The sequence below is a fragment of the Kitasatospora sp. NPDC059795 genome (assembly GCF_042732175.1).
In the GTDB taxonomy this organism is placed as follows: Bacteria; Actinomycetota; Actinomycetes; order Streptomycetales; family Streptomycetaceae; genus Kitasatospora.
Map to the genome: position 1 here is coordinate 116,533 of NZ_JBHWID010000009.1, position 24,854 is coordinate 141,386.

Genomic DNA, 24,854 nt, shown 5'->3' on the forward strand with positions numbered 1-24,854 from the left:
GCGGCGCGGCCCCGAACCGCTACCCTGGCCCCTGTTCGGAAGTACCGCGCGCCGAGGGGGAGCTGGGACATGACTGAGGGCACCACCGAGGGCCACTCGCTCGGCCACGGCCGGTACGTGCTGCAGCGGTTGCTCGGACAGGGCGGCATGGCGGCCGTCCACCTCGCGTACGACACGGTGCTGGACCGTCAGGTCGCGGTGAAGACGCTGCACACCGAACTGGGCCGGGAGGCCTCGTTCAAGGAGCGGTTCCGGCGCGAGGCGCAGGCGGTGGCCCGGCTCCAGCACACCAACATCGTCTCGGTGTTCGACTCCGGTGAGGACCTCGGGCCGGACGGGACGGCGACGCCGTACATCGTCATGGAGTTCGTCGAGGGCCGTTCGCTGAAGGACGTGCTGGACGAGCAGGTGACCACCCGCGGCGCGATGCCGACCGAGCAGGCGCTGAAGATCACCGCGGCGGTGCTGTCGGCGCTGGAGGCCTCGCACGACCAGGGGCTGGTGCACCGAGACATCAAGCCGGCGAACGTGATGGTGTCCACCAAGGGCGTCGTCAAGGTGATGGACTTCGGCATCGCGCGCGCCCTGCAGTCCGGGGTGACGTCGATGACGCAGACCGGCATGGTGGTCGGCACCCCGCAGTACCTGTCGCCGGAGCAGGCGCTCGGCAAGAGCGTGGACGCCCGGTCCGACCTGTACTCGGTGGGCTGCATGCTGTTCGAGCTGCTCAGCGGGCAGCTGCCGTTCGACGGCGACTCGGCGTTCTCGATCGCGTACAAGCACGTGCAGGAGACCCCGCCGGCCCCGTCCACGCTGAACGGGACGGTCACGCCCGCGGTGGACGCGCTGGTGGCGCAGGCGCTGCGCAAGGACCCGGCGCACCGGTTCCCGACGGCGGAGGCGATGCGCGAGGAGGTCGAGCGGGTCGCGGCGGGGGAGCAGGGCAACACGCCGCTGCAGGCGTCCACCCCGCTGGTGATCGGCGAGGGCCCGCGGTCGGTGCACGCCGCGCCGTCGCTGACCAACTTCCCGCCGGTGAGCGGCACCCTGGGCACCCCGCCGCCGCACATGCCGCCGCAGCCGTACCCGCCGGCGCCCGGGCCGCACACGCCGCCGCCGCACACCCCGCCGCCGTACGCGCAGACGCCGCAGCCGTTCCCGCAGGCCCCGCAGACGCCGCAGCCGTTCCCGCAGCCGCCGCCGCAGTTCCAGAAGGGCTTCCCGCAGGCCACGCCGCCGCCCTTCCCGCAGCAGCCGTTCCCGCCGCAGCCGATGCCGGGCCCGCCGATGCCGTACCCGCCGCCGCCGAACAACAGCAATGGCTGTTCGACCGCACTGATCGTGGTCGGTGTGATCGTCGGTGTGATCGTTCTTGCGATCATCATCGTGGCGATCGCGGTGGCCAGCGCCTCCTCGGGCAACTCGACCTTCTGAGTCCGCCGGCCCGAACTCGGCCCCGGAGCAGGCTCGCAGCGCCCGCTGTGAGCCCCGCACACGCCGTCCCGTGCCACGTCGGCGGGCGCGAGGCGGTAGCGTTCTGAGGACGGAACCGACAGGGCGAACGCGTGCCGAGCGAATGCCCGGGGCGAGGAGCGATGGGTCAGAGCGAACGACCGGACGACGGCCGGGCGGACCAGCGGGACGTCCCTGCGCAGTACGGGCGGGACGAGGGCGACGGCCGGGCCCGCGAGGTCACCGGCCCCACCGAGGTGATCCCGGTCGGGTCGGCAACTCCCGGTCGGGGCAACGCGGTTCCCTTCTCCACCGTCGGGGACGGCCGCTACCGGCTGACCGGGCGGCTGGGCCGCGGTGGCATGGCCGAGGTGTTCGCCGCGCAGGATCTTCGACTGGGCCGCACCGTGGCCGTCAAGCTGCTGCGCTCCGAACTCGCCGAGGACGACACCGCCCGGCTGCGCTTCACCCGCGAGGCACACTCGGTCGCCGCGCTCAACCACCACGCGATCGTGGCGGTCTACGACACCGGCGAGGAGCAGCAGGCCGAGGAGTCGACCCCGTACATCGTGATGGAGCTGGTCGAGGGCCGCACCGTCCGCGAGCTGCTGGTGGCCGAGGAGGCGCCGCCGGTCGACCAGGCGCTGATCATCACCGCCGGGGTGCTGGAGGCGCTGGCCTACAGCCACCAGCACGGCATCGTGCACCGGGACATCAAGCCCGCCAACGTGATCATCACCAACGGCGGCGCGGTCAAGGTGATGGACTTCGGCATCGCCCGGGCGCTGACCGGCGCGGCCACCACCATGACGCAGACCGGCATGGTGATGGGCACCCCGCAGTACCTGTCGCCGGAGCAGGCCCTCGGCAAGGCCGTCGACCACCGCTCCGACCTGTACGCGGCCGGCTGCATGCTGTACGAACTGCTCACCCTGCGGCCGCCGTTCGTCGGCGAGACCCCGCTCGCGGTGGTGTACCAGCACGTCCAGGACGCGCCGGTGCCGCCGTCCCGGGTGAACGACCGGGTGCCGCCGCAACTGGACGCGCTGGTGCTGCGGGCGCTGGAGAAGAACCCGGACGACCGCTTCCAGAGCGCCGACGAGTTCCGGGCGCACGTGCAGCACGCGCTGCGGCAGCTGCACGGCGCGGTCGCCGCGGGGTACGCGGCCGACGCGGCGGGCCTGGCGGCCAACGGCTGGGACAGCACCCCGCCGGCCGGCTCCGCCGCGCCGACCGAGGCGTTCGGGGCGGTCGGCTCCCCGACCGCCCGGACCGAGGCCCTGCCGTACCCGATGGCCTCGGGCTACCAGACGCCCGCGCACCCGTACCCGGGCGTGGGCGGCGGCAACGGCGGCAGCCACGACGGCGACGGCGCGGACGAGCGGCCGCGCCGCAACCCGTGGGGATGGGTGCTGGGCGCGGTCGCCCTGGTCCTGGCGGCCACCATCGGGGTGGCGCTGGCGCTGACCGCCAACCACGGCGACCCGTCCAACGACCAGGATCCGAAGCTGCCGGTGACCTCCACCGGCAGCCCGTCCTCCGGTGAGCAGACCGAGCACCCCACCACCGCCCCGCCGACGAAGGGCCAGGGCACCGGCCGCCAGACGGATGCGCCGAGCTGGTCGCCGTCCGCCAGCGCCTCCGCCTCGGCCAGCCCGTCGGCGTCCGCCTCGGCCAGCCCCTCGCACTCGACGAAGCCCTCGCCGTCGGCGAGCGCGTCCGGCGACAAGAGCTCGCCGCCGGCCAGCCCGAGCGAGGGCACCGGGGCGTCGCCCAAGCCGACCACCAGCGCGCCCGGCGGGGTGACCCAGCCGCTGACCGGCTGACCGGGCCGCGGGCAGGTCAGTTCGCGAACGCGTCCATGACCTGCTCGTAGTCCTGGCACCACCAGGTGAGCTGCCCGGCGGAGGCCGGGAACAGCGGGTCTGCCCGGTGGTCGCGGCGCTGGTAGCGCCACTGCAGCATCCACAGGTCGTTCAGCCGCTCCCACCACACCCGGTGGACCGCGGCGGCGACCTGTTCGGCGTTGGCGGCCCCGGTGGCCCGGTAGGCGCGCGCCCAGTGCCGGACCCGGACCAGGTCGAGGACGCCGGTGGCGCGGTCGTTGAACAGCAGCGTGGCGGCCCGCACGGCCTCCTCGGCGACCGGGTGCGGGGCGAGCTTGTCCCAGTCCAGGACGGCGCTGACGGTGTCGCCCCGGTAGAGCACGTTCAGGCCGTGGAAGTCGCCGTGGGTCCAGCCGGTGGGCGGCGCGTCGGTCGGGCCGGGGCGGCGGCGCCGGTGGGTGGCGAGCAGGTCCAGCCGTTCGGTCAGGCGGTCCTCGACGAGCCGGTCGAACGGGCCGTAGGGGCGGTGCGTCCGGGCCAGCTCGCGCAGTTCCAGGACGATCCGCTCGGTCTCCTCGACCTCGGCGCTGAGCACCCCTTCGGGCTGGCGCAGCGGGGCGCAGACGTCGCGGAGTGCGCCGTGCAGTGCTCCCAGGAGGCCGCCGAGTTCGCCGCACCGGGCGGGGTCGAGTTCGGTGCCGTGGCGGTGGCTTCCGGGCACCCACGGGTAGAGCGCGAACAGCCGGCCGCCGTACGAGGTGACGGTCCGGTTGTCCGCGTTGGGGAGCGGCGGCGGCACCGGGAGGCCGAGGGCGGCGAGTGCGGCGGTGGCGCGGTGCTGGCGGAGGACGGCCGTCCGGTTGGCCGTGGCGCGGTCGACGTAGCACTTCAGGAAGTACGTCGCGCCGTCGGTGGTCGAGATCCGGTAGCCGCGGTTGAGCAGTCCTTCCGCGACCGGCGCCACCGTCTCGGGCGGTGCGGTGCGGTAGGCGCGCAGGACCCCGGACACCGCGGCGTGCGCGACCGGGGGGCTGAGGGTGCCGATGGGAGGAGCGGTGGCGTCCGGGCGGGCCGGCGCGAGGGAGAGGGTCTGACCGTACGTCACGGAGCAGAGCGTATTACTCGGCGTGATAGCGACTTGACAGAGCGTGTTCGGTGTGATCTCAGTGCTGCTGGTCCGTCCGGCGGCGCGCGACGTACGCGGCGACCTGGGTCCGGCGCTCCATGCCCATCTTCGCCAGCAGGCTGCTGACGTAGTTTTTTACGGTTTTCTCGGCCAGGTGCAGCTCATTGCCGATCTGCCGATTCGTCATCCCCTCGCCGATCAGATCGAGGATGCGGCGCTCCTGTTTCGTCAACTGCGCGATTCGTTCGTCCTCCTTCTCGCCACCGTCGCGGAGCCGGGCCAGCACCCTGCTGGTGGCGACCGGGTCGAGCAGGGATTTGCCGGCCGCGACATCGCGCACCGCGGAGAGCAGGTCGGTGCCGCGGATCGCTTTCAGGACATATCCCGAGGCGCCTGCCATGATCGAGTCGAACAGCGCCTCGTCGTCGGAGAACGAGGTGAGCATCAGACATTTCACCGACGGGTACTGCGAGCGGATCTCCCGGCACACCTCGACGCCGTTCCCGTCGGGGAGTCGGACGTCCAGCACCGCCACGTCGGGGTGGACCACCGGAATCCGGTTCAGCGCCTCGGCGGCCGTGCCGGCCTCGCCGACGACCTCGATGTCGCCGTCCATCGAGAGCAGGTCGTGCACGCCTCTTCGGACCACTTCGTGATCATCGAGGAGAAACACCCTGATATGTCCGTTATCTGTCATTTGCAAAGCGTCGCACAAATCGATGGGCGTTACCCCCTTTCGCAGCGGGCCGTGCCCGGATACCGTGCGCTGGTGTCCTGACCGGAAGGTAAGCCCCGTCACATCGGCGGTTTCCCCGACCGGAGAACAACTAGGACGTCCTAGCGCAAGAGCGCCAAGGGGTGCCGCTGGGTAACGTTCTCGTGAGGGACGCCGTCGGAAAGGGAACACCGCCTGCCCGTACTGGCGCGCACACCCACGCGCGCGGGTCGGGAGGGCGACCGGACCGGCCACCGGCGACCCCGGGCGGCCGGACAGACCGAGGGAGTGAACGTGACCGTCAAAAGCACGACGAGGGCGCGCAAGAAGGCCGCCCCCGGCGTCCCCGACAAAGCCAGTGCAGGCTCTGCCGCGCCGGAACTCGTCCAGCTGCTGACCCCGGAGGGCGAGCGGGTCGAGCACCCGGACTATCCGCTCACCGTGACGCCGGAGGAGCTCCGCGCGCTCTACCGGGACCTGGTACTGGTGCGGCGCTTCGACGCCGAGGCCACCTCGCTCCAGCGGCAGGGCGAACTCGGACTGTGGGCCTCGCTGTTGGGCCAGGAGGCGGCGCAGGTCGGCTCCGGCCGGGCGATGCGCCCCGGCGACTACGCCTTCCCCACCTACCGTGAGCACGGCGTGGCCTGGTGTCGCGACGTCGACCCGCTGAACCTGCTCGGCATGTTCCGCGGCGTGAACAACGGCGGCTGGGACCCGAACGAGAAGAACTTCCACCTCTACACCATCGTGATCGGCGCGCAGACCCTGCACGCCACCGGTTACGCGATGGGCATCACCAAGGACGGCACGGACGACGCGGTGATCGCCTACTTCGGCGACGGCGCCTCCAGCCAGGGCGACGTCAACGAGGCCTTCACCTTCGCCTCGGTCTACAACTCGCCGGTGGTGTTCTTCTGCCAGAACAACCAGTGGGCGATCTCCGAGCCCACCACCGTGCAGACCCGTATCCCGCTGTACCGCCGCGCCTCCGGCTTCGGCTTCCCCGGCGTCCGGGTCGACGGCAACGACGTGCTGGCCTGCCTCGCGGTCACCCGCTGGGCGCTGGACCGCGCCCGCACCGGCCAGGGCCCGGTGCTGGTCGAGGCGTTCACCTACCGGATGGGCGCGCACACCACCTCCGACGACCCGACCCGCTACCGGCAGTCCGAGGAGACCGAGGCCTGGAAGGCCAAGGACCCGATCCTGCGGCTGAAGGCCCACCTGGAGAAGGAGGGCCTCGCCGACGAGGCGTTCTTCGCCGAGGTCGAGGCCGAGAGCGAGAAGCTGGGCCTGCGCGTCCGTGAGGGCGTCCGTTCGATGCCGGACCCGGACCCGACCCTGATCTTCGACCACGTCTACACCGAGCAGCACCCGCTGGTGGACGAGGAACGCGCCGAGTACGAGGCGTACGCCGCCTCCTTCGAGGGGGAGCAGCACTGATGGCCGGCCAGCTCAGCATCGCCAAGGCGCTCAACGGAGCGCTCCGAAAGTCGCTGGAGAACGATCCGAAGACCGTCCTGATGGGCGAGGACATCGGCAAGCTCGGCGGCGTCTTCCGCATCACCGACGGCCTGCAGAAGGACTTCGGCGACGACCGGGTGATGGACACCCCGCTCGCCGAGTCCGGCATCATGGGCACCGCCATCGGCCTCGCGCTGCGCGGCTACCGCCCGGTGGTGGAGATCCAGTTCGACGGCTTCGTGTACCCGGCCTTCGACCAGATCGTCTCCCAGCTCGCCAAGATGCACGCCCGCGCGCTCGGCCACGTCAAGATGCCGGTCACCGTCCGCATCCCGTTCGGCGGCGGCATCGGCGCGGTGGAGCACCACAGCGAGTCGCACGAGGCGTACTTCGCGCACACCGCCGGTCTGCGGGTGGTCAGCCCGTCCAACGCGCACGACGCGCACTGGATGCTGCGCCAGGCCATCGAGTCGGACGACCCGGTGATCTTCCTGGAGCCCAAGCGCCGGTACTGGGACAAGGGCGAGGTCGGCGAGGACCCGATGCTGCCGCTGCACTCGGCGCGCATCGTCCGGCCCGGCACCGACGCCACGCTGATCGCCTACGGGCCGATGGTGAAGGTCTGCCAGGAGGCCGCGCAGGCCGCCGAGGAGGACGGCCGCCACCTGGAGGTGGTCGACCTGCGCTCGCTGTCGCCGATCGACTTCCCGACCCTGGAGGAGTCCCTCAGGCGCACCGGCCGCGGCATCGTGGTGCACGAGGCCCCGGTCTTCCTCGGCCTGGGCGCGGAACTCGCCGCCCGGCTCACCGAGCGCTGCTTCTACCACCTGGAGGCACCGATCCTGCGGGTCGGCGGCTACCACGCCCCGTACCCGCCGTCGCGGGTCGAGGAGACCTACCTGCCCGACCTCGACCGTGTGCTCGACGCCGTCGACCGCGCGCTCGCGTACTGAGCGGGGAACGAAGATGACCAACGGAACCACTGCGCTCCGCGAGTTCAAGATGCCCGACGTGGGCGAGGGCCTCACCGAGGCGGAGATCCTCACCTGGTACGTCAAGCCGGGCGACACCGTCACCGACGGGCAGGTGGTCTGCGAGGTGGAGACCGCCAAGGCCGCGGTCGAGCTGCCGATCCCGTTCACCGGCGTGGTCGAGGCGCTGCACTTCCCGGCGGGCGCCACCGTGGACGTCGGCACCGCGATCATCGCGGTGGCCGTCGCCGGGGCCGCCCCGGCACCGGCCGCGCCCGCCGCGGCTCCGGCCGCCGCCCCGGCGGAGGCGGAGGCCGAGCCCGAGCGCCGCGAGGTGCTGGTCGGCTACGGCCCGCGCACCGGCTCGGCGCAGCGCCGGGCCCGCCGCACCAACGGCGCTCCGGCCACCGCTCCGGCGGCGCCGGCCGCTCCCGCAGCGCCGGCCGCCCCCGCAGCGCCGGTCGCGCCCGTCGCCCCGGCCGCTCCCGTCGCCGCTCCGGTGGCCGTGGTCGCGGAGGGCGAGCGCCCGCTGGCCAAGCCGCCGGTGCGCAAGCTCGCCAAGGACCTCGGCATCGACCTGCGTACCGTGCGGCCGACCGGCCCGAACGGCGTGGTCACCCGCGAGGACGTGCACGCCGCGGCCGCCACCACGGCCGGGACGGTCGTCGAGTCGGCCGCCGCGCCGGTGGTCGAGCCGGTGGCCGCTCCGGTGGCGGAGCAGCCCGTGCTGCCGGTGCCGACCGCGGCCGGGGACGTCCGGGTGCCGGTCAAGGGCGTCCGCAAGGCCACCGCGCAGGCGATGGTGGCCTCGGCGTTCACCGCGCCGCACGTCACCGAGTTCGTCCAGGTCGACGTGACCCGGACGATGAAGCTGGTGCGCAAGCTCAAGGAGAGCGGCGACCTGGGCGCCGGGGTGCGGGTCAGCCCGCTGCTGCTGGTCGCCAAGGCGCTGCTCACCGCGATCAAGCGGCACCCGGAGATCAACGCCAGCTGGGACGAGGCCGCCCAGGAGATCGTGATCAAGGGTGCGGTGAACCTCGGCATCGCCGCGGCCACCCCGCGCGGGCTGATCGTCCCGAACATCAAGGACGCCGGTTCCAAGACCCTCTCCCAGCTGGCCGTCTCGCTCGGCGAGCTGGTGGAGACCGCGCGGCAGGGCAAGACCTCTCCGGCGGACATGTCCGGCGGCAGCGTCACCATCACCAACGTCGGCGTGTTCGGCGTGGACACCGGCACCCCGATCCTCAACCCCGGCGAGGCCGCCATCCTGGCCTTCGGCGCGGTGCGGGAGCTGCCCTGGGTGCACAAGGGCAAGGTGGTGCCGCGCCAGGTCACCACGCTGGCGCTGTCCTTCGACCACCGCCTGGTGGACGGTGAGCTCGGCTCCAAGGTGCTGGCGGACGTCGCCGCGATCCTGGAGTACCCGAAGCGGCTGATCACCTGGGGCTGATCCGCCCCGGCCGTCGGGCCCCGCTCCGTTCGAGGAGCGGGGCCCGACGCGTTCCTCAGCCCCGGGCGGTGCGCCAGGCGGCGTGCGCCAGGGTGTGGAAGGCGTGGCTGCCGGCCCGGTCCAGGCCGAGCGCGGCGGCCAGCAGCGTGGCGGTGGCCGGGCGCGGGCCGGCCGTGCCGCGTTCCAGGTCGGACAGGGTGCGGATGCCCAGGCCCGCCTTGACGGCCAGTTCCTGCTGGGTCAGCCGGGCCCCCTGCCGCAGGGCCCGCAGGGCCCGTCCGAATGCCCTGCGCGGGTCCGTTTCCGGCCCGTTCTCCATCTCCGCCGCCTTTCCCCCCGGATGATTCCGACCGGCAGAGTACCCCGCTCCGGGGCGGCCCGTTCGACCTTTACAACTCCGTTGTGGGCATTCGGAATTGCGTGCTCCGATCGTTTCCGTGCGGTGATTGCGGCAGGCCGTCGGGGCGGATCGTGCATTGCGCCGCCCGAGGGAGTTTCGCGGCGGGCCGTCCGGGCCCGGGGCTGGGACGGGTACGTCTGTGCGACCAGCCACCCGTGCAGTCGGGCCGGGTGTCGTCGCAACGAGGATGTCCCCGTATGCCGCCTGGTGCTCCCGGTCCCGTGATGCGTGCCGCGGCCGCCCTGCTGCTGGCCGCCGCCGCCGCGCTGCCTGCCGTGGTGGAACTGGCCTCGCCCTCGCCGTCCACGGCGATAGGCCCGCCGCTGCCGGGGCCGGACCGGGCCGCGCCGCCCGCCGCCCGTCCCGACCTGCGGGCCCCCGGCGCGCCCGCCGTGGACCTGCGGCTGTCCGGCGACCCGGCCAACCGGATCACCCTGGTGCTGCTGGGCGACGGCTACACGGCGGCCCAGCAGCAGCTGTTCCACGAGCAGGCGGACCGGGCCTGGCACGCGCTGCTGGACATCGAGCCGTTCCGCACCTACCAGGAGTTCTTCAACATACGGCGGGTGGACGTGGTCTCCCCGGCGGCCGGGATCGCCGAGAGCGAGAGCGCCGGGAAGTCCCCCGACACCCCGCTGGGCATGCACTTCTGGTGCGAGGGCACCGCGCGCCTGCTGTGCGCGGACGAGGCCGCCACCGCCCGCTGGGCCGGGCAGGGCGAGGGCCCGCAGTACCTGATCGCGCTGGCCAACTCGACCGAGTACGGCGGGGCCGGCGGCACCGGGGTGACCACGCTGGCCGGCGGCAGCCCGGACGCCGGGCGGATCATCCAGCACGAGATCGGCCACACCGTCGGCCTGCTGGGCGACGAGTACGACAGTGCCCCGAGCGACCCGGACTACCCGAACCTCTCGACGGCGGACGCCGAGGAGATGGTGCGCGAGAAGATCAAGTGGTGGCGCTGGCTGGGCGCGGTCTCGCCGGACGGCGGCGGCCCGGTGGGCGCGTACCGCAGTGCCAACGGGCTGTTCCGGCCGACCGAGGACTCGGTGATGCGCAGCCTCGGCGGGGTGTACAACCTGCCGTCCCGGGAGGCGATCGTCGAGCAGCTGTACCGCCGGGTGAAGCCCGCCGACGCCCCCGAGCCCGCTCCCGGGCAGGTGGACGGGCGGCCCAAGCTGCACGTGCGGCCGCTGGCCCTGATCGGCCCGCGCCAGCTGCGGATCGGCTGGACGGTGGACGGTCGGCCGGTGGACGCCGGCACCGCGGACGGCACCTGGCTGGACACCGCCGCGCTGGGGCTGCCGCCCGGACACCGGCACACCGTCACCGCGACCGTCCAGGACACCACCGACTGGGTGCGCGACGAGGCGTTCCGCGCGCAGTACATGACCCGCACGGTGAGCTGGACACTCTCCGACTGAGCGGGGCGCGCGGCGATTTCGGGCCGACTTCGCACCCTGGCCGAAATGTCAGGTGATGGGATGACTAGCCTGATTGCACTATGAGCGTGGACCCCGTCCCCACTGCACCGTCCCTGTCCGTACCCGCTCCCCGTCGCGCCGACGACCTCCAAACGGCCCCCCGCGCCGCCGGATTCCCCGCCGCGGTCCTGCACCCGCCCGGTGGGCGGGCCGCCTGGTTCGCCTGGTCGGTCGGCGTCAGCGTTTACGTCCTCGCCGTGGTGCACCGCACCAGCCTCGGCGTGGCCGGCCTGGACGCCGCCGCCCGGTTCGGCATCGGCGCCTCCGCCCTGTCCACCTTCTCGATCCTGCAGGTCCTGGTGTACGCCGGGATGCAGATCCCGGTCGGCCTGCTGGTCGACCGGAGCGGCCCGCGCCGGGTGCTGCTGCTCGGCGTGGCCCTGATGAGCGCCGGCCAGCTGGCGTTCGCGTTCTCCACCGCGTTCGCGCCCGCGCTGGCGTCCCGCGCGGTGATCGGCTGCGGCGACGCGATGACCTTCATCAGCGTGCTGCGGATCGCCGCCCGCTGGTTCCCGGCCGCCCGCAACCCGTTCGTCGCCCAGCTCACCGGGCTGGTCGGGATGGGCGGCAACCTCGTCACCACCGTGGTGCTGGCGCAGGCCCTGCACACGGCCGGCTGGAGCAGCACCTTCGGGGTGATCGCGCTCACCGGCGTGCCGATCTTCGTCGCCGTGCTGGCCCTGCTGCGGGACGCCCCGCCCGGCGCGGTCGCCCCCGTGCTGCCGCAGCAGGGCGGCAGCCGGGTGCCGGTCGGCGGGCTGATCCGGGCCGCCTGGGCCGAGCCCGGGACCAGGCTCGGCCTGTGGGTGCACTTCACCACGGCGTTCCCGGCGTCCGCGTTCGGTCTGCTGTGGGGGCTGCCCTACCTGGTCGAGGGCCAGGGCATGTCCCGGGCCGGCGCGAGCGGGCTGCTCAGTCTGCTGGTGCTCAGCGGGATGGCGTTCGGCCTGCTGTTCGGCCGGCTGCTGTCCCGCTCCGCCCGGCTGCGGCTGCCGGTCGCCTTCATCGTGCTGGGCGCCACCGCGCTCTGCTGGACCGTCACCCTGGCCTGGCCGCACGGCCGGCCGCCGCTGTGGCTGCTGGTGGTGCTGATCCTGGTGATGGGCAGCAACGGCCCGGCCTCGCTGATCGGCCTCGACTACGCCCGCGCCCACAACCCGCCGGAGCGGATGGGCACCGCGTCCGGCATCGCCAACATGGGCGGCTTCATCGGCTCGGTGATCACCCTGCTGGGCATCGGCGTGCTGCTGGACGCCCTCGCCGACCCGGGCAGCGACAGCTACGGCGCGCACGCCTACCAGCTGGCGTTCTGCTTCCAGCTGCTGCCGCTGCTGCTCGGGACGGCGATGATCCTGCGGCTGCGGCGCAAGCTGGCCGCAGCCGCAGCCGGGCGCGACTGACCGGAGGTCAGGGGGTGCTCGTCAGGTGGGCGAGCACCCGGTTGCCCAGTTCCTGGTCGCCGACCACGTTGACCAGCGCGGTCTCGGGGTTCACCCGGCCGCAGCACAGCCGCACGAAGGTCTGCCAGTCCATCGACAGCTGCACGTCCGGGGCCGCGTCCACCGACTCGTCCACGCTGCCCCGGCCGTGCGCGCCGACCCGGACGGTGCGCTGGAACGGCACCGCGCCGGCCACGTCGAACAGCACCGTGCTGCCGATCGGGACGCCCGCCTCCTTGGCCACCTGCTTCGGCAGCGAGTCGATCAGCAGGTCGCGGGTGACCAGGGCGGCCGGGGAGTCCAGGTTGCCCGGCTCGCGCAGCGCCCGGCGCAGGTCCTGCTCGTGCACCCAGACGTCGAAGGCGCGCAGCCGCAGCAGCGTCGCGTACGGGACATCCCGGGACAGCGGGCCGGCCGGCCAGCGCACCATGTCCTCCGCCGAGTGGCGGGAGTTGCGGATCGCCCGCGAGCGGCGGATCACCGTGTACTCCAGCTCGCTGGTGACCTCCACGGAGGTCCAGCAGCGGCGCTTGTCGACCGGCAGCTCCATGTACCGGGTGAAGTCGTTGCGGACGTGCGGCAGGTCTCGGGGCAGCGCGTGGATCGGGCGCGGGTCGCCGAGCAGCTCCGACTCGACGCCGATGATGTGCGACACCACGTCGCGAACCGACCAGCCCGGGCACTCGGTGGCGCGGTTCCAGGCGTCGGTCGGCAACGGGGCGAGCAGCTCGGATATGGACTCGATCGACTGCGTCCACGCATCGGTGTACGCCTGCACAGTCTGGTTGTCCGTCACTGGTATCTCCGGCCCCTCCGTCGGCTTGCGTCGTCCCACGTCGCCCGGGCTGCCGAGACCTTCGCACGGACGCGCATACGGCACGTTACGCTGCCGGGTGAGAGCAGGGCAGCGCTTTCGGGTGACGATCGTAGGACTCTTGTCGTGGACGGTGGTACTGTGCGCGCTTCATTGATCCAACTCGCGGTCTCGGACACCGAGCCGGCCGCCGAACGGCGGGCCAGGGCCGCGGCGCTGGTCCGTGCCCAGGACGGCGCCGACCTGGTGGTGCTGCCCGAGCTGTGGCCGGTCGGCGGCTTCGCGTACGACGCGTGGTCGGACGGCGCGGAACCGCTCGACGGGCCCACCGCCGAGACGATGTCGGCCGCCGCGCGGGCGGTCGGCTGCTGGCTGCACGCCGGTTCGATCGTCGAACGCGATCCCGACGGGCCGATCTACAACACCTCGCTGCTGTTCGCCCCCGACGGCGAACTGGTCCGCACCTACCGCAAGATCCACCGCTTCGGCTTCGACGCCGGCGAGGCCGTGGTGATGGGCGCCGGCCAGGAGATCGTCACGGTGGACGCCGGCTTCGCCACCCTGGGCCTCGCCACCTGCTACGACCTGCGCTTCCCCGAACTCTTCCGGGCGCTGCTGGACGCCGACGCCGAGCTGCTGGTGGTCCCCGCCGCCTGGCCCGCCCGGCGCGCCGAGCACTGGAACCTGCTGGCCCGCGCCCGCGCCGTCGAGGAGCAGGCCTACGTGCTGGCCTGCAACACCGCGGGCACGCACGGCGGCGTCGAACAGGCCGGCCGCAGCCTGGTCGTGGACCCGTGGGGCCGGGTGCTCGCCGAGGCCGGGCCGGACGAGCAGGTGCTCACCGTCGAGTTCGACCCCGCCGAGGTCGCCGAGTGCCGCGCCGAATTCCCGGTCCACCGGGACCGGCTGCTCGGTATTCCGGCACCGGTACAACGCTGATATTTCGCCGCACATCGCCGTACCTTGGTCCGGATTGACCATTCCGGGGTAATCTGTGCCCGTTTTGGGAGCTGGGTCCGGCCGCGGTCGGCACGACCCGGAGAGGGGGTGGGCCATGAACGCTGCGGGAGCCGGGAGCGGCCGCGCCCTGATCCGGCGCAACAGTCTCCGCGAGCAGATCTCCGACGCCCTGCGGGACGAGATGATGGCCGGCCGGCTGCCCGCCGGCCGCAACTTCACCGTCAAGGAGATCGCCGAGATCTACGGCGTCTCCGCCACCCCCGCCCGCGAGGCCCTGGTCGACCTCGCCGCCCAGGGCCTGCTGGTCAGCGAACCCCACCGCGGCTTCACCGTCCCCGAGTTCACCTGGGCCGACTACCTGGAGATCTTCGAGGCCCGGGCCCTGCTCACCGACAACGCGCTGCGCCACCTCGGCCGCCGGGAGCACCCCTACGACTGGTCGCGGACGGTCTCGCTGCGCCGCCGTGCCGTCGCCGCCACCCGCGCCGCCCGGGCCGGCCACCTCGACGTGCTGGTCGGCTGCGACCTGCGGTTCTGGCAGGAGGCCGCGGCGATCCTCTGCAACGAGCGGATCTCCGACTACCTCGGCTGGCTGCGCGTCCAGTCCTGGATGTTCGCCGCCCCGCACCTGCGGGCCGCCGACGACCTGGCCGGCGTCTGCTGGGACCGGCACGGCGAACTCGTCGACCGGATCGAGGCCCGCGACCACGACGGCGCCCGGCGGATGGTCGCCCACTACAACCTGTTCACCATCGAACTGCTCGCCGGGCTGCTCGGGCACTCCCTCGAAGGGTTCGCCGTCCTGCGGCTGCTGCGCGGGACGGACCCGCCCGACACCCCGTCAGCCTCCCCGGTCGACGGCCCGGCAGCAGTCCAACCACCGCACGACGCCGTCGGGTTGGGGCGCGTCCCGCTGCCCAGGTTCGTGCCGCCCGGACGCTTCACCCGGTCGTTCCGGCCGGGGCGCGGAGAGCCCGCCACAGGCCGGTAGGGTTGGGGACCGTTGCCCCGCCCGATCGAGAGGATGAGCCGGCCCATGGCCTGCGACCTCTGGCTCGTCCCGCTCGTGGACGTGCTCACCCAGAGCCCCGAGAACCCGTTCCGGGACGACCTCAACCGCTACAACGGGGTACTCGCCCAGTACGGGCTGCCGCCCGTCCCGGTCAACCCCTACGTTCCCGGCTTCTCCGGCGACGTCGAGACGATAGCCGCGTTCGACTACGACTCGCTCCACTTCCTGCGCCGCGCCTACCTGTTGGGGCTCACCGGCTTCGAGGTGGCGCCGGTGGACGCGCTCGGCAGCGACTACGAACAGCTCCTGGAGATGTTCGAGGCCACCGCCGAACAGTCGCACCTGGTCTGGCACTTCGACCACGCCGGCGCGTACGTTCCGGTGGACTTCGCCGTTCCGCTGGTTGCCGACGAACTCCTCGCCGCGGGCGGGCCGTTGGGGTCCTCGCAGGGGCTGCTCCGCGAACTCCTGGCGGTGGCACCGCTGTTGGGGATCGACCCGCTCAACCCCCCGGCCCCCACCCGGCCGCTCGGCCCCACCCAGCTGGAACAGCCCTTCGGGCCGCCGATCGACGACTTCCAGCACCCCTTCGCCCGCGAGCGCCACGCCTGGGCCGGCCTCTACTCGGCCGCGACCCGCAGCGTCACCCAGGGCTCGATGGTCGTCTTCGCGTAAGCGGGCGGGAAGCAGGGAGAGCACCACCCCGCGCCCCTGTTTGCGCGCCCGCCTGCGCGTGCCCCCGGCGTCCCTTCAGCGCAGGGGTCCCTCCGGGGGACGTTGGCGGGGCATGGTGGGGCGGGTGCCCGGTGGGGGGAGGACGCGGACCTGCGCGCCGGTGCCGACCTCGGTGCGGTTGCTCCACGGGCCCGGGGCCTGGGTGGGGAGCCGGCTCATGCCGGCGCGGAATTCGAGCATCCACTCCGAGGTCTCGCTGCGGACCAGGTCGGAGACGTCCTCGCAGAAGCGGCGCAGCACGCCGAGGCAGCGTTCGGCGGCCTCGCCGGCGGTGCCTTCGGTGGGGCCGAGGACTTCCCGCACGCACTCCGAGGCCCAGTCGAACTGGAAGGCCTCCAGGCGGCGTTGGAGGGCCTGCGAGGTGGAGACGTCGCGCATCCAGCCGGAGGTGAGGCCGAAGGCGCGGTCGGCGAGCAGGGCGGCGGCGGCGAGGGCGAGGCCGGCGTAGCCCCATTCGAGGGCGTGCGGGAGGACGCCGGTGAGGGAGACGATCGGGGCGGTGACGCCGCCGACGGTGAAGACGCCGGCGGCGAAGCGGAGCAGCCGGGCCCAGCGGCGCTTCCAGACGCGGTCGCGGCGGTACCACTCGATGGCCTCGACGGCCCGTTCCTCGGACCAGCGGTAGAGCTCTTCGAGGCGTTCGGCGGGCTCTCCCCAGTCGCCCAGCGGGAATTGACGGGCGCTCAGGTCGGTGCGGCGACGGGTGTGGGTCCGTCCGCCGGAGCCCGGGGCGGGCTGGTCGTCATCGGCGACCTCTTTGCCCCAAGGACTCTCCTCGGGCTGCATTTCCGGCTGGCTCACCTGTGGCGCTCCCTGTGGCGGGGTGACTGCGGAGGCCCGGCGGGTACCGGGACTGGCGGTGCGGTGCGGACAATCGATTCGGTGCGGGGGCGGAGCCGCCCATGGTGCCGTGCCCGGCATGCGGCCGGGTCCTTGTCCAACAGCACTTCTTACCGCCAAATGGCTGACCGTGGGGGCGCTTCCGGAGTGATCGTTATGTGATTTCACCTCCGGAAGCCGAGGTCGGAGGGTTGTGCTGCCCGGCCGGATTTCACCCGTCCGAGCGAGGTGAACCGGGGCCGTCGGTGTGACGGTGCAGCCGTTCGAGCGGTGACTGTGCTTTCGCATGAACGGGGCGGGTCGGATTCGCCGGTCGTTGGAGCTTCGTACGGAGCCGCCGACGGTGCGGAACGGGCCACCGACTAGGCTGCGAGGCGTGAAGGTCCTCGTCATCGGCGGCGGCGCCCGCGAACACGCCCTGTGCCGCTCTCTGTCCCAAGATCCCGCTGTCACCGAGCTGCACTGCGCCCCGGGCAACGCCGGGATCGCGCGGGTGGCCGCCCTGCACCCGGTCGACCAGCTGGACGGCGCCGCGGTCACCGCGCTGGCCCGTGAGCTGGGTGCGGACCTGGTGGTGGTCGGCCCGGAGGCTCCGCTGGTGGCCGGTGTCGCCGACCCGCTGCGGGCGGCCGGCATCCCGGTGTTCGGCCCGAGCGCGGAGGCGGCCCAGCTGGAGGGCTCCAAGGCCTTCGCCAAGGACGTGATGGCCGGGGCCGGCGTCCCGACCGCGCGGTCGTACGTGTGCACCACCGAGCAGGAGGCCGCCGAGGCGCTGGACGCGTTCGGCGCCCCGTACGTGGTGAAGGACGACGGCCTGGCGGCCGGCAAGGGCGTCGTGGTCACCGAGGACCGCGCCGTCGCGCTGGAGCACGCCAAGGGCTGCGACCGTGTGGTGATCGAGGAGTACCTGGACGGTCCGGAGGTGTCGCTGTTCGCGATCACCGACGGCACCACGGTGCTGCCGCTGGTGCCCGCGCAGGACTTCAAGCGCGCGCTGGACGGCGACCAGGGCCCCAACACCGGTGGCATGGGCGCCTACACGCCGCTGCCGTGGGCCCCCGAGGGCCTGGTCGAAGAGGTGCTGGCCACCGTTCTCCAGCCGACCGTCGACGAGCTGCGCCGCCGCGGCACCCCGTTCTCCGGCCTGCTGTACGCGGGCCTGGCGCTGACCTCGCGCGGCACCCGGGTGATCGAGTTCAACGCCCGCTTCGGCGACCCGGAGACCCAGGTGGTGCTGGCCCGGCTGCGCACCCCGCTGGCCGGCGTGCTGCTCGCCGCGGCCAACGGCACGCTGGCCGAGCTGGAGCCGCTGCGCTGGGACGAGGACGCCGCGGTCACCGTGGTGCTGGCCTCCGAGGGCTACCCGGCGAACCCGCGCACCGGCGACCCGATCGAGGGCCTGGACGAGGCGGAGGCCGACGGCACCGCGTTCGTGCTGCACGCCGGCACCACGTCGGGCGCCGCGGGCGAGGTGCTGACCGCGGGCGGCCGGGTGCTGTCCGTCACCGCCACCGGCGCGGACCTCGCCGAGGCCCGGGCCAAGGCGTACGCGGGCCTGGCGAAGATCTCCTTCAAGGGCGCCCAGCACCGCACCGACATCGCGGCGAAGGCCGCGCAGTAGTCAGGCAGGCCTAGTGCCCTCGCGGGGCGCTGCGACCGGACCGACCCGTCCGGACGCAGCGCCCCGCGGTGTTTCCCGAGGTCGCGGCGGAGCGGGCCGCAGCTCGAAAAAGCAGTCCTTCGGGTGATCTGTTGGTCATCCTGCTGACGGGGTGCGAGCCCGCGCCGTAGGGTGCGCTGCATCGCGCAGGGGCGGGGTGACCGGCGCGGGCGCGGCTCGTCGGCGGGATGCGCCCGGGGGATGCTGAGAGCGGTGGCGCGTCCCGCCGTGGTGTCACCAGGACGGGTGGTCTCCCCGGGGTTCCGGAACACCCGCCCGTACCGGGGCGTCGAGACTGGCAGGAAAGCGCCACGCGAGTCGCACCACCGGGTTCGGCACCCGCCGCTTCCCGTACCGGAATTGATCGAGTCGAGTCGGCTGCGAAGGGGGTGCCGCGGCGATGGCTGCATCGGACACCGCACGCGCACGAGCCCGGGCCGTCCTGCGTCTTCGCGGACGGGCCGTGGCCGCCGCCGCGCTGCCCACCGCCTGCGCGGTGGTGCTGCTGGTCGGGCGGTTCACCGGACGGATAGGCGCGGCCGGTTCGCCGGACGCCCCGCTGTGGGACGGCATCCGCTGGGCGGTCGGGGCGGTCGCCGCGCTGACGCTGCTGCTGGCCGCCCTGGTGGCCCGCGCGCACCGCAGGGCCGTCCCCCCGGTCACCCCTGCGGTGCTGCTGACCAGGGCGGAAGCGCCCGAGCTGTACCGCCTGATCGAGGAGCTCGCCGGGCGGTTGGACGTTCCGGCGCCCGCCGCGATCGCGCTCACCCCGGACTGCGACAGCTGGCTGGAGGAGCCGCACCCGGCGGGCCGGCGGTCCGTGCCCGGCGCGCCGGTGCTGGTGATCGGCTCCCCGTTCCTGTGGTGGATGCGGGCCGGTGAGCTGCGCGCCCTGCTGGCCCCGGTGGTGGCGGGCACCGCGGCCGCCGCCGACCCGGACATCGCGGCGGCCCGCCGCTGGCTGCGCACCCTGGACGCCGCGCTCGGCGAGCGGCGCCGGGGCCCCGCCGCACTGGCCGAGCGGGTCGACCGGCGGCTGCTCGGGGCCTGCCGCGAGCACTCCGCCGAGCTGGAGCACGCCGTCGCCGCGTGGGCGTCCGAGCAGGCCAAGGCCGTGGACTACGGGCTGCGGGTGGCCGCCCAGGAGCAGGTCGGCCTGGCGTACGCGGGCTGGGACCGGCTGCTCACCCGGGTCGCGCTGCCCGCCTGGCGGCTCGGCCGGCACCCCTCGCACCTGAACGCGGGCGTGGTCGCCGCGCTCACCGAGCTGTCCCGCCGCGACCGGCTGGCCGACAGCTACGGGGACCGGCTCGGCGACCGTCCCGCCTGCGACCTGCTGGAGGAGCCCGGCGCGGTGGACGCCCGGGTGTCCCTGCTGGCCGCCGAGCTGCTGCACGAGGAGCCGCCGGGCGGCTGGCAGCCGCTGGACTGGGAGGACTACCCGGAGCAGGTGGTGGACCACGGCTGGCGGGAGAGCGCCGCCGCGCTGCAGGCCGTCCTCGGCGACGACGACCGCCCGCACACCGGCCCGGCGCTGGACAAGCTGCTGGCCCGGCTGGCGGCCGGGGAGGCCGAGACCCTGGCGGCCGCACTGGCGGGCAGGGTGGCGCGCGCCGCCGAGGTCGCGCCCCCCTTGCCTCCCGTGCGCAGCGGACGCGACCTGCTGGTCGAGCACCTCACCGCCACGGTCTGCTGCGCGGCCGTGGACGCGGGCACCGCGAGCCCCGGCCTGGACTGGCTGGACGGCCCGGTGCTGCTGTCCCGCGCGGCTCCCCGGGCCACGCTGGCCCCGGTGGTGGCGGCCGCCGCGGAGGCCGGGCAGGACGGTCCGCTGCGGGCCTGGCTGGAGCGGGCCGGGGTGCGGCTGGAACGCCCGGTGCGGCTTTCCGGCTGAATTTCCGAAAGATCCCGGAAAACCCGGTTTCGTCGACACTAATTGCTACGGTGGAGTGACACTGCGCCAGCAGAAGTGGTGTGCTGGTTCGCACGCACATCCGCATGGCAATTGCCACCCTCGGCGGATGCGCAACGGGTGGGGAGGGCGTGTGGGGACGGAATCCAACCGCCGGTGGGAGTCCGGCACGCTGGCGCACGGGGTGTCCGATCCGTTCGGCCAGGGCCCGCTGCCGTGGCTGCGCAGCCCCGACCACTACCTGGCGGACGGCGAGGGCGCGGTGCCCTGGTACGTGAGCGTGGACGCGCCGGGGCAGCGGCCGCTCGAAGGGGCGGCCAGGCCGCCGCGGCCCGCGGTGAGCGGCCCGCGCAACGCGGACGACGTCCGGCAGCAGATCAAGGGGTTCGCCTCGTCGGGCGTGGCCCGGCCCGGCGGTTCGGTGGACTTCCGGGTGACGGTCAATCCGCCGCAGGAGTTCCAGGTCGACGTCTACCGGATCGGCCACGACGCCGGCGACGGCGCCCGGCAGGTCTCCTCCAGCCCGTTGATCTCCGGCCTCGCCCAGCCCGCGCCGATGGTCGCCGACCGCACCGTCTCCTGCCACCACTGGTGGCAGTCCTGGCGGCTGCAGGTCCCCACCGACTGGCGGCCGGGCGCGTACGTGGCGGTGCTGACCACCGCCGACGGCGGCCACCGCAGCCACATCCCGTTCACCGTCCGGGACTTCAACGCGGCGGACCTGCTGCTGGTGCTGCCGGACGTGACCTGGCAGGCGTACAACCTGTTCCCGGAGGACGGGCACCTCGGGGCGAGCCTGTACCACGCGTGGGACGGCGCGGGGCGGCTGGTGTACGAGGAGCAGGCGGCGGTCACCGTCTCCTTCGACCGTCCGCACGCCGGGGCGGGCCTGCCCCTGCACGTCGGGCACGCGTACGACTTCATCCGGTGGGCCGAGCGGTACGGCTACGACCTGGCCTACGCCACCGCCACCGACCTGCACGCGGGGCTGGTGGACGCCGACCGGTACAAGGCGATGGTGTTCCCCGGGCACGACGAGTACTGGTCGGAGCCGATGCGGCGGGCCGTCGAGCGGGCCCGGGACGGCGGTACCTCGCTGGTCTTCCTGTCCGCCAACTCGCTGTACTGGCGGGTCGAGTTGACGGCCGGCGCGAACGGCGAGCCGTCCCGGCTGCTGAACTGCCGCAAACGGCAGAAGGTCGCCGCCGACCATCCGGCCGGCGGTGCGCCGGGCGCGGCGAGCGCGCTGTGGCGGGACGCGGGGGAGCCGGAGCAGCACCTGCTGGGCATCCAGTACGCGGGCAGTGTGCCCACGCCGGTGCCGCTGGTGGCCCGGAACACCGCGCACTGGCTGTGGCAGGGCACCGGGCTCGCCGAGGGCGAGGAACTGCCCGGCATGGTCGCGGGGGAGGCCGACCGCTACTACCCGAAGGTGTCGCTGCCGGTCTGCACCGAGCGCACCCTGCTGGCGCACTCCCCGTACCGGGACGCGGCGGGGCGGCTCACCCACCAGGAGACCTCGCTGTACCGGGCGCCCAGCGGGGCGTACGTGTTCGCGGCCGGGACGTTCGCCTGGTCGCCGGCGCTGGACCGGCCCGGGCACACCGACGAGCGGATCCAGCGGGCCACCGCCAACCTGCTCGACCAGCTCTGCAAGGAGGGGCGCACCGGGCTCTGACCGGCCGCTGACCGGCGGCCCAGGGCGGGGGCCGCACCCGCCCCCGACCGGGCGTGCATGAAAGACTCCCGGCAGCAGAGCCCCCCAGCTGTGAGGACGTTACGACCGTGAGCGGATTCGTCACCAAGCCCGAGCCGGTCCAGGTGCCCGGCCTGGTCCACCTGCACACCGGCAAGGTGCGCGACCTGTACCGGGACGGCGACGGCAACCTGGTGATGGTGGCCAGCGACCGTACCTCCGCCTACGACTGGGTGCTGCCGAACGAGATCCCGGACAAGGGCCGCATCCTCACCCAGCTGTCGCTGTGGTGGTTCGAGCGGATCGCCGACCTGGTGCCCAACCACGTCGTCTCGACCGAGCTGCCCGAGGGCGCCCCGGCCGACTGGGCCGGCCGCACCCTGATCTGCCGCAGCCTGGAGATGGCGCCGGTGGAGTGCGTGGCCCGCGGCTACCTGGCGGGCTCCGGCCTGGAGGAGTACCGGGTCTCCCGCACGGTGTGCGGCATCGCGCTGCCCGAGGGCCTGGACAACGGCTCCGAGCTGCCCGCCCCGATCTACACCCCGGCGCTGAAGGCCGAGGTCGGCGAGCACGACGAGAACGTCTCCTACGAGGAGACCGCCCGCCGGATCGGCGCGGACCTCGCCGCGACCCTGCGGCAGACCACTCTCGCCGTGTACGCGCGGGCCCGCGAGATCGCCCGCGACCGCGGCCTGATCCTCGCCGACACCAAGTTCGAGTTCGGTCTGCTGGACGGCGAACTGGTCATCGGCGACGAGGTGCTGACCCCGGACTCGTCCCGCTACTGGCCGGCCGACGAGTGGGAGCCGGGCCGCGACCAGCCGTCCTTCGACAAGCAGATCATCCGCGACTGGCTGACCTCGCCGGCCTCCGGCTGGGACCGCAAGAGCGAGAACCCGCCGCCGCCGCTGCCCGCCGAGATCGTCGAGCACACCCGGCAGCGCTACATCGACGCGTACGAGAAGCTCACCGGTCTCGACTGGAAGTGACGCCGCCGCGCGGCCGGCTGTGACGGTGCGAGAAGCCCGGTCACAGCCAGCCGTGCTCGCGGGCGATCCGCACCGCCGCGTGCCGGTTCTCCGCGCCGAGCTTGCCGGCCGCCGAGGACAGGTAGTTGCGCACGGTGCCCTGCGACAGCGACGCCCGGTCGGCTATCTCGGCGATCGAGGAGCCGTCCGAGGCCAGTTCCAGCACGTCGGTCTCGCGCGGCGTGAGCGGGGAGTCGCCCGCGCTGATCGCCTCCGCGGCCAGCTCCGGGTCCACGTAGCGGCCGCCCGCCCGGACGGTGCGGATGATGCCGGCCAGGTCGGAGGCGGAGACGGTCTTCGGCAGGAAGCCGCGCACCCCGACCTCCAGGGCCCGCTTCAGGTAGCCCGGGCGGCCGTGCCCGGTCACGATCATCACCCGGCAGTCGGGCAGCCGGTGGCGCAGTTCGGCGGCCACCTCCAGGCCGTCCAGGCCCGGCATCTGCAGGTCCAGCACCGCCACGTCGGGGCGGTGCGCGGTGGCCATCGCCAGGGCCTCCGGGCCGGACGCGGCCTCGGCGACGACCGTCAGGTCGTCCTCCAGGGCGAGCAGCGCGGCCAGCGCTCCCCGGATCAGGTGTTCGTCGTCGGCGAGCAGTACCCGCACCCGGTCGGTCACGCCACGGACTCCCTTGCTGCCATCGGTAGTTCGGCGGTCACCAGGAACCGCCCGGGGCCGGGACCGGCCACCGTCAGGGTGCCGCCGTGGGCGGCCAGGCGTTCGCGCAGGCCGCGCAGGCCGCTGCCGGAGCCCTCGGTGCGGGCCGGCGGTACGGCGGGCACGCCGTCGTTCTCCACCTCCAGCACCGCGAGGCCGCCGGAGACCCGCAGCCGGAACGTGCAGTTGGCGGCCTCGGAGTGCCGCAGCACGTTGGTCGCGGTCTCCCGCACCACCCAGCCGAGCACCGACTGGGCCTCGGTCGGCAGCGCGTCCGCGCCCGCGAGTTCGGTCCGGCAGTCGACGTCGGCGGCGCGCAGCACCGAGGCCGCGCCGATCAGTTCGGTGTGCAGTTCGACGGTGCGGTAGCCGCGCACCACCTCGCGGACCTCGCGCTGCGAGTCCTGGGCGATCCGCTGCACCTCGGTCATCTGGTCGACCGCCTCGGGTCGTTGACGGCGGGCCAGCTGCACGGCCAGTTCGCTCTTCAGCGCGATGGTGGCGAGGTTGCGGCCCAGCACGTCGTGCAGGTCGCGGGAGAACCGCAGCCGCTCCTCGGCGACCGCGAGCCGGGCCTGGGCCTCCCGGGCCCCGTCCAACTCCCAGACCACCTTGGCCATCCAGGCCGAGCAGCGGGCGGCCGCCGCGGCCATCGTCGCGCCGATCGCGGTTCCGACGGCGATGCCGAGCAGCGCCGCCAGGTGGGCGCCGGCCACCGCCGACGGCACCGTCAGGGCGGCCACCAGGGCCAGCCCGCCCAGGAGGGCCCAGCGGGTCGGCAGGGCGACGGTCGCGGCGGTGATCCAGCAGGTCGCCGCCATCGTCGCCATGACGCCGGCGGCGGGCGCGGTCGGTGCGTCCGGCGTGAGCGGGCCCCCGACCAGCATCGCCGGAAGCGCCAGGCCGGCCGACACCGCCGCGGACAGCGCCGCCCAGCCGTACGGGCGCGGGCGGCGGCCGAGGTACGCGGCCAGTCCGGTGCGGAACAGGACGATGTTCAACGCCCCCGCCGGCACCATGCCGAGCACCACCAGCCGGAAGCCGGAGGCCAGTTCGTCCACCCCCGCGGCGGCGGCCACCGAGCCGAGCGCCAGCAGCGGCTGCGCCACCGCCACGAGGTACAGCGACCACCGCACGTACAGCTCGATGCGCTGCGGCTTGGACATCGCCCGCCAGTGGCGGATCGGTCGTGGCCTGCTCAACCGCACGGCGTGATTC

General features: G+C 73.7%; 20 protein-coding genes and 1 pseudogene. 14 read left to right on the forward strand and 7 right to left on the reverse strand.

Annotated elements, in window-relative coordinates; all coding sequences use genetic code 11:
- Nucleotides 1–69: 69 nt before the first annotated feature.
- Nucleotides 70–1,389, forward strand: a pseudogene (locus tag ACFV4P_RS19880) (protein kinase); the annotation flags it as partial.
- 206 nt (nt 1,390–1,595) lie between these two features.
- Nucleotides 1,596–3,278 carry a protein kinase gene (locus tag ACFV4P_RS19885; protein ID WP_380472816.1) on the forward strand — a complete coding sequence of 561 codons (1,683 nt, stop codon included), beginning with the start codon at nt 1,596–1,598 and terminating at the stop codon, nt 3,276–3,278.
- A gap of 16 nt (nt 3,279–3,294) precedes the next feature.
- Here the strand turns inward: ACFV4P_RS19885 and ACFV4P_RS19890 are convergent, their stop codons facing one another.
- Both ACFV4P_RS19890 and ACFV4P_RS19895 read right to left on the reverse strand, forming a co-directional pair.
- On the reverse strand, nt 3,295–4,383 hold the full coding sequence (locus tag ACFV4P_RS19890) for a phosphotransferase enzyme family protein (protein ID WP_380472819.1): 1,089 nt from the start codon (nt 4,381–4,383) through the stop codon (nt 3,295–3,297).
- Nucleotides 4,384–4,441: 58 nt separating this feature from the next.
- On the reverse strand, nt 4,442–5,101 hold the full coding sequence (locus tag ACFV4P_RS19895; protein WP_380472822.1) for a response regulator: 660 nt from the start codon (nt 5,099–5,101) through the stop codon (nt 4,442–4,444).
- 312 nt (nt 5,102–5,413) lie between these two features.
- Between ACFV4P_RS19895 and pdhA the strand changes: the two genes are divergently transcribed.
- Genes pdhA through ACFV4P_RS19910 form a run of 3 tightly spaced genes read left to right on the forward strand, consistent with a single transcriptional unit; the run spans nt 5,414 to nt 9,001 of the window.
- Nucleotides 5,414–6,559 carry a pyruvate dehydrogenase (acetyl-transferring) E1 component subunit alpha gene (gene pdhA / locus ACFV4P_RS19900; protein ID WP_380472824.1) on the forward strand — a complete coding sequence of 382 codons (1,146 nt, stop codon included), beginning with the start codon at nt 5,414–5,416 and terminating at the stop codon, nt 6,557–6,559.
- Complete coding sequence (locus ACFV4P_RS19905; RefSeq protein WP_380472827.1) at nt 6,559–7,533, forward strand: alpha-ketoacid dehydrogenase subunit beta; 975 nt, start codon at nt 6,559–6,561, stop codon at nt 7,531–7,533. Before pdhA ends, ACFV4P_RS19905 begins: the two co-directional genes overlap by 1 nt.
- A 13-nt stretch (nt 7,534–7,546) precedes the next feature.
- Nucleotides 7,547–9,001 carry a dihydrolipoamide acetyltransferase family protein gene (locus tag ACFV4P_RS19910; protein ID WP_380472830.1) on the forward strand — a complete coding sequence of 485 codons (1,455 nt, stop codon included), beginning with the start codon at nt 7,547–7,549 and terminating at the stop codon, nt 8,999–9,001.
- Between the two features lie 55 nt (nt 9,002–9,056).
- Here ACFV4P_RS19910 and ACFV4P_RS19915 read toward each other — a convergent pair whose 3' ends face one another.
- Entirely contained in the window at nt 9,057–9,320 is a 264-nt protein-coding gene (locus ACFV4P_RS19915; protein ID WP_380472833.1) for a helix-turn-helix domain-containing protein, read from the reverse strand.
- 305 nt (nt 9,321–9,625) lie between these two features.
- Between ACFV4P_RS19915 and ACFV4P_RS19920 the strand changes: the two genes are divergently transcribed.
- On the forward strand, nt 9,626–10,825 hold the full coding sequence (locus ACFV4P_RS19920) for a M64 family metallopeptidase (protein WP_380472836.1): 1,200 nt from the start codon (nt 9,626–9,628) through the stop codon (nt 10,823–10,825).
- A gap of 80 nt (nt 10,826–10,905) precedes the next feature.
- Entirely contained in the window at nt 10,906–12,285 is a 1,380-nt protein-coding gene (locus tag ACFV4P_RS19925) for a nitrate/nitrite transporter (protein ID WP_380472838.1), read from the forward strand.
- 7 nt (nt 12,286–12,292) lie between these two features.
- Here the strand turns inward: ACFV4P_RS19925 and ACFV4P_RS19930 are convergent, their stop codons facing one another.
- Nucleotides 12,293–13,120 (reverse strand): maleylpyruvate isomerase family mycothiol-dependent enzyme, encoded by an 828-nt coding sequence (locus ACFV4P_RS19930; protein WP_380472841.1) that lies wholly within the window; start codon nt 13,118–13,120, stop codon nt 12,293–12,295.
- A 159-nt stretch (nt 13,121–13,279) separates the two neighbouring features.
- On the opposite strand from ACFV4P_RS19930, the gene ACFV4P_RS19935 reads away from it, so the two are divergent.
- From ACFV4P_RS19935 to ACFV4P_RS19945, 3 genes are all read left to right on the forward strand, one after another.
- Nucleotides 13,280–14,077, forward strand: coding sequence for a carbon-nitrogen family hydrolase (locus tag ACFV4P_RS19935; RefSeq protein ID WP_380472843.1), 798 nt, complete (start codon nt 13,280–13,282; stop codon nt 14,075–14,077).
- Nucleotides 14,078–14,192: 115 nt separating this feature from the next.
- Nucleotides 14,193–15,089 (forward strand): GntR family transcriptional regulator, encoded by an 897-nt coding sequence (locus ACFV4P_RS19940; RefSeq protein WP_380472846.1) that lies wholly within the window; start codon nt 14,193–14,195, stop codon nt 15,087–15,089.
- Nucleotides 15,090–15,134: 45 nt separating this feature from the next.
- Nucleotides 15,135–15,785: a hypothetical protein gene (locus ACFV4P_RS19945; protein ID WP_380472848.1), complete on the forward strand. Its 651-nt coding sequence runs from the start codon at nt 15,135–15,137 to the stop codon at nt 15,783–15,785.
- A gap of 75 nt (nt 15,786–15,860) precedes the next feature.
- Here the strand turns inward: ACFV4P_RS19945 and ACFV4P_RS19950 are convergent, their stop codons facing one another.
- Complete coding sequence (locus tag ACFV4P_RS19950) at nt 15,861–16,646, reverse strand: SLATT domain-containing protein (RefSeq protein ID WP_380472850.1); 786 nt, start codon at nt 16,644–16,646, stop codon at nt 15,861–15,863.
- A gap of 415 nt (nt 16,647–17,061) precedes the next feature.
- On the opposite strand from ACFV4P_RS19950, the gene purD reads away from it, so the two are divergent.
- The 4 genes from purD to ACFV4P_RS19970 all read left to right on the forward strand — a co-directional run bounded on the left by purD (nt 17,062) and on the right by ACFV4P_RS19970 (nt 22,942).
- A complete protein-coding gene (gene purD / locus ACFV4P_RS19955; RefSeq protein WP_380472853.1) occupies nt 17,062–18,306 on the forward strand; it encodes a phosphoribosylamine--glycine ligase in 1,245 nt (414 codons plus the stop codon).
- 439 nt (nt 18,307–18,745) lie between these two features.
- A complete protein-coding gene (locus tag ACFV4P_RS19960; protein ID WP_380472856.1) occupies nt 18,746–20,239 on the forward strand; it encodes a hypothetical protein in 1,494 nt (497 codons plus the stop codon).
- Nucleotides 20,240–20,390: 151 nt separating this feature from the next.
- Nucleotides 20,391–21,935, forward strand: coding sequence for a N,N-dimethylformamidase beta subunit family domain-containing protein (locus tag ACFV4P_RS19965; protein ID WP_380472859.1), 1,545 nt, complete (start codon nt 20,391–20,393; stop codon nt 21,933–21,935).
- A gap of 107 nt (nt 21,936–22,042) precedes the next feature.
- Nucleotides 22,043–22,942: a phosphoribosylaminoimidazolesuccinocarboxamide synthase gene (locus tag ACFV4P_RS19970; RefSeq protein WP_380472862.1), complete on the forward strand. Its 900-nt coding sequence runs from the start codon at nt 22,043–22,045 to the stop codon at nt 22,940–22,942.
- Between the two features lie 40 nt (nt 22,943–22,982).
- On the opposite strand, the gene ACFV4P_RS19975 is transcribed toward ACFV4P_RS19970, so the two are convergent.
- Together ACFV4P_RS19975 and ACFV4P_RS19980 are read right to left on the reverse strand one after the other, a co-directional pair.
- Nucleotides 22,983–23,597 (reverse strand): response regulator, encoded by a 615-nt coding sequence (locus ACFV4P_RS19975; protein ID WP_380472865.1) that lies wholly within the window; start codon nt 23,595–23,597, stop codon nt 22,983–22,985.
- The gene (locus ACFV4P_RS19980; RefSeq protein ID WP_380472867.1) at nt 23,594–24,844 is read right to left on the reverse strand and encodes a sensor histidine kinase; all 1,251 of its coding nucleotides are present in this window, start codon (nt 24,842–24,844) and stop codon (nt 23,594–23,596) included. Before ACFV4P_RS19980 ends, ACFV4P_RS19975 begins: the two co-directional genes overlap by 4 nt.
- Nucleotides 24,845–24,854: the final 10 nt, after the last annotated feature.

Bases quoted from the DNA above. Each gene is read 5' to 3' on its own strand.
- ACFV4P_RS19960 (WP_380472856.1), top strand. From the start codon at position 18,746: ATGGCTGCATCGGACACCGCACGCGCACGAGCCCGGGCCGTCCTGCGT.
- ACFV4P_RS19940 (WP_380472846.1), top strand. From the start codon at position 14,193: ATGAACGCTGCGGGAGCCGGGAGCGGCCGCGCCCTGATCCGGCGCAAC.
- ACFV4P_RS19895 (WP_380472822.1), bottom strand. From the start codon at position 5,101: ATGACAGATAACGGACATATCAGGGTGTTTCTCCTCGATGATCACGAA.
- ACFV4P_RS19945 (WP_380472848.1), top strand. From the start codon at position 15,135: ATGGCCTGCGACCTCTGGCTCGTCCCGCTCGTGGACGTGCTCACCCAG.
- ACFV4P_RS19920 (WP_380472836.1), top strand. From the start codon at position 9,626: ATGCGTGCCGCGGCCGCCCTGCTGCTGGCCGCCGCCGCCGCGCTGCCT.
- ACFV4P_RS19905 (WP_380472827.1), top strand. From the start codon at position 6,559: ATGGCCGGCCAGCTCAGCATCGCCAAGGCGCTCAACGGAGCGCTCCGA.
- ACFV4P_RS19915 (WP_380472833.1), bottom strand. From the start codon at position 9,320: ATGGAGAACGGGCCGGAAACGGACCCGCGCAGGGCATTCGGACGGGCC.
- ACFV4P_RS19910 (WP_380472830.1), top strand. From the start codon at position 7,547: ATGACCAACGGAACCACTGCGCTCCGCGAGTTCAAGATGCCCGACGTG.
- ACFV4P_RS19925 (WP_380472838.1), top strand. From the start codon at position 10,906: ATGAGCGTGGACCCCGTCCCCACTGCACCGTCCCTGTCCGTACCCGCT.
- ACFV4P_RS19885 (WP_380472816.1), top strand. From the start codon at position 1,596: ATGGGTCAGAGCGAACGACCGGACGACGGCCGGGCGGACCAGCGGGAC.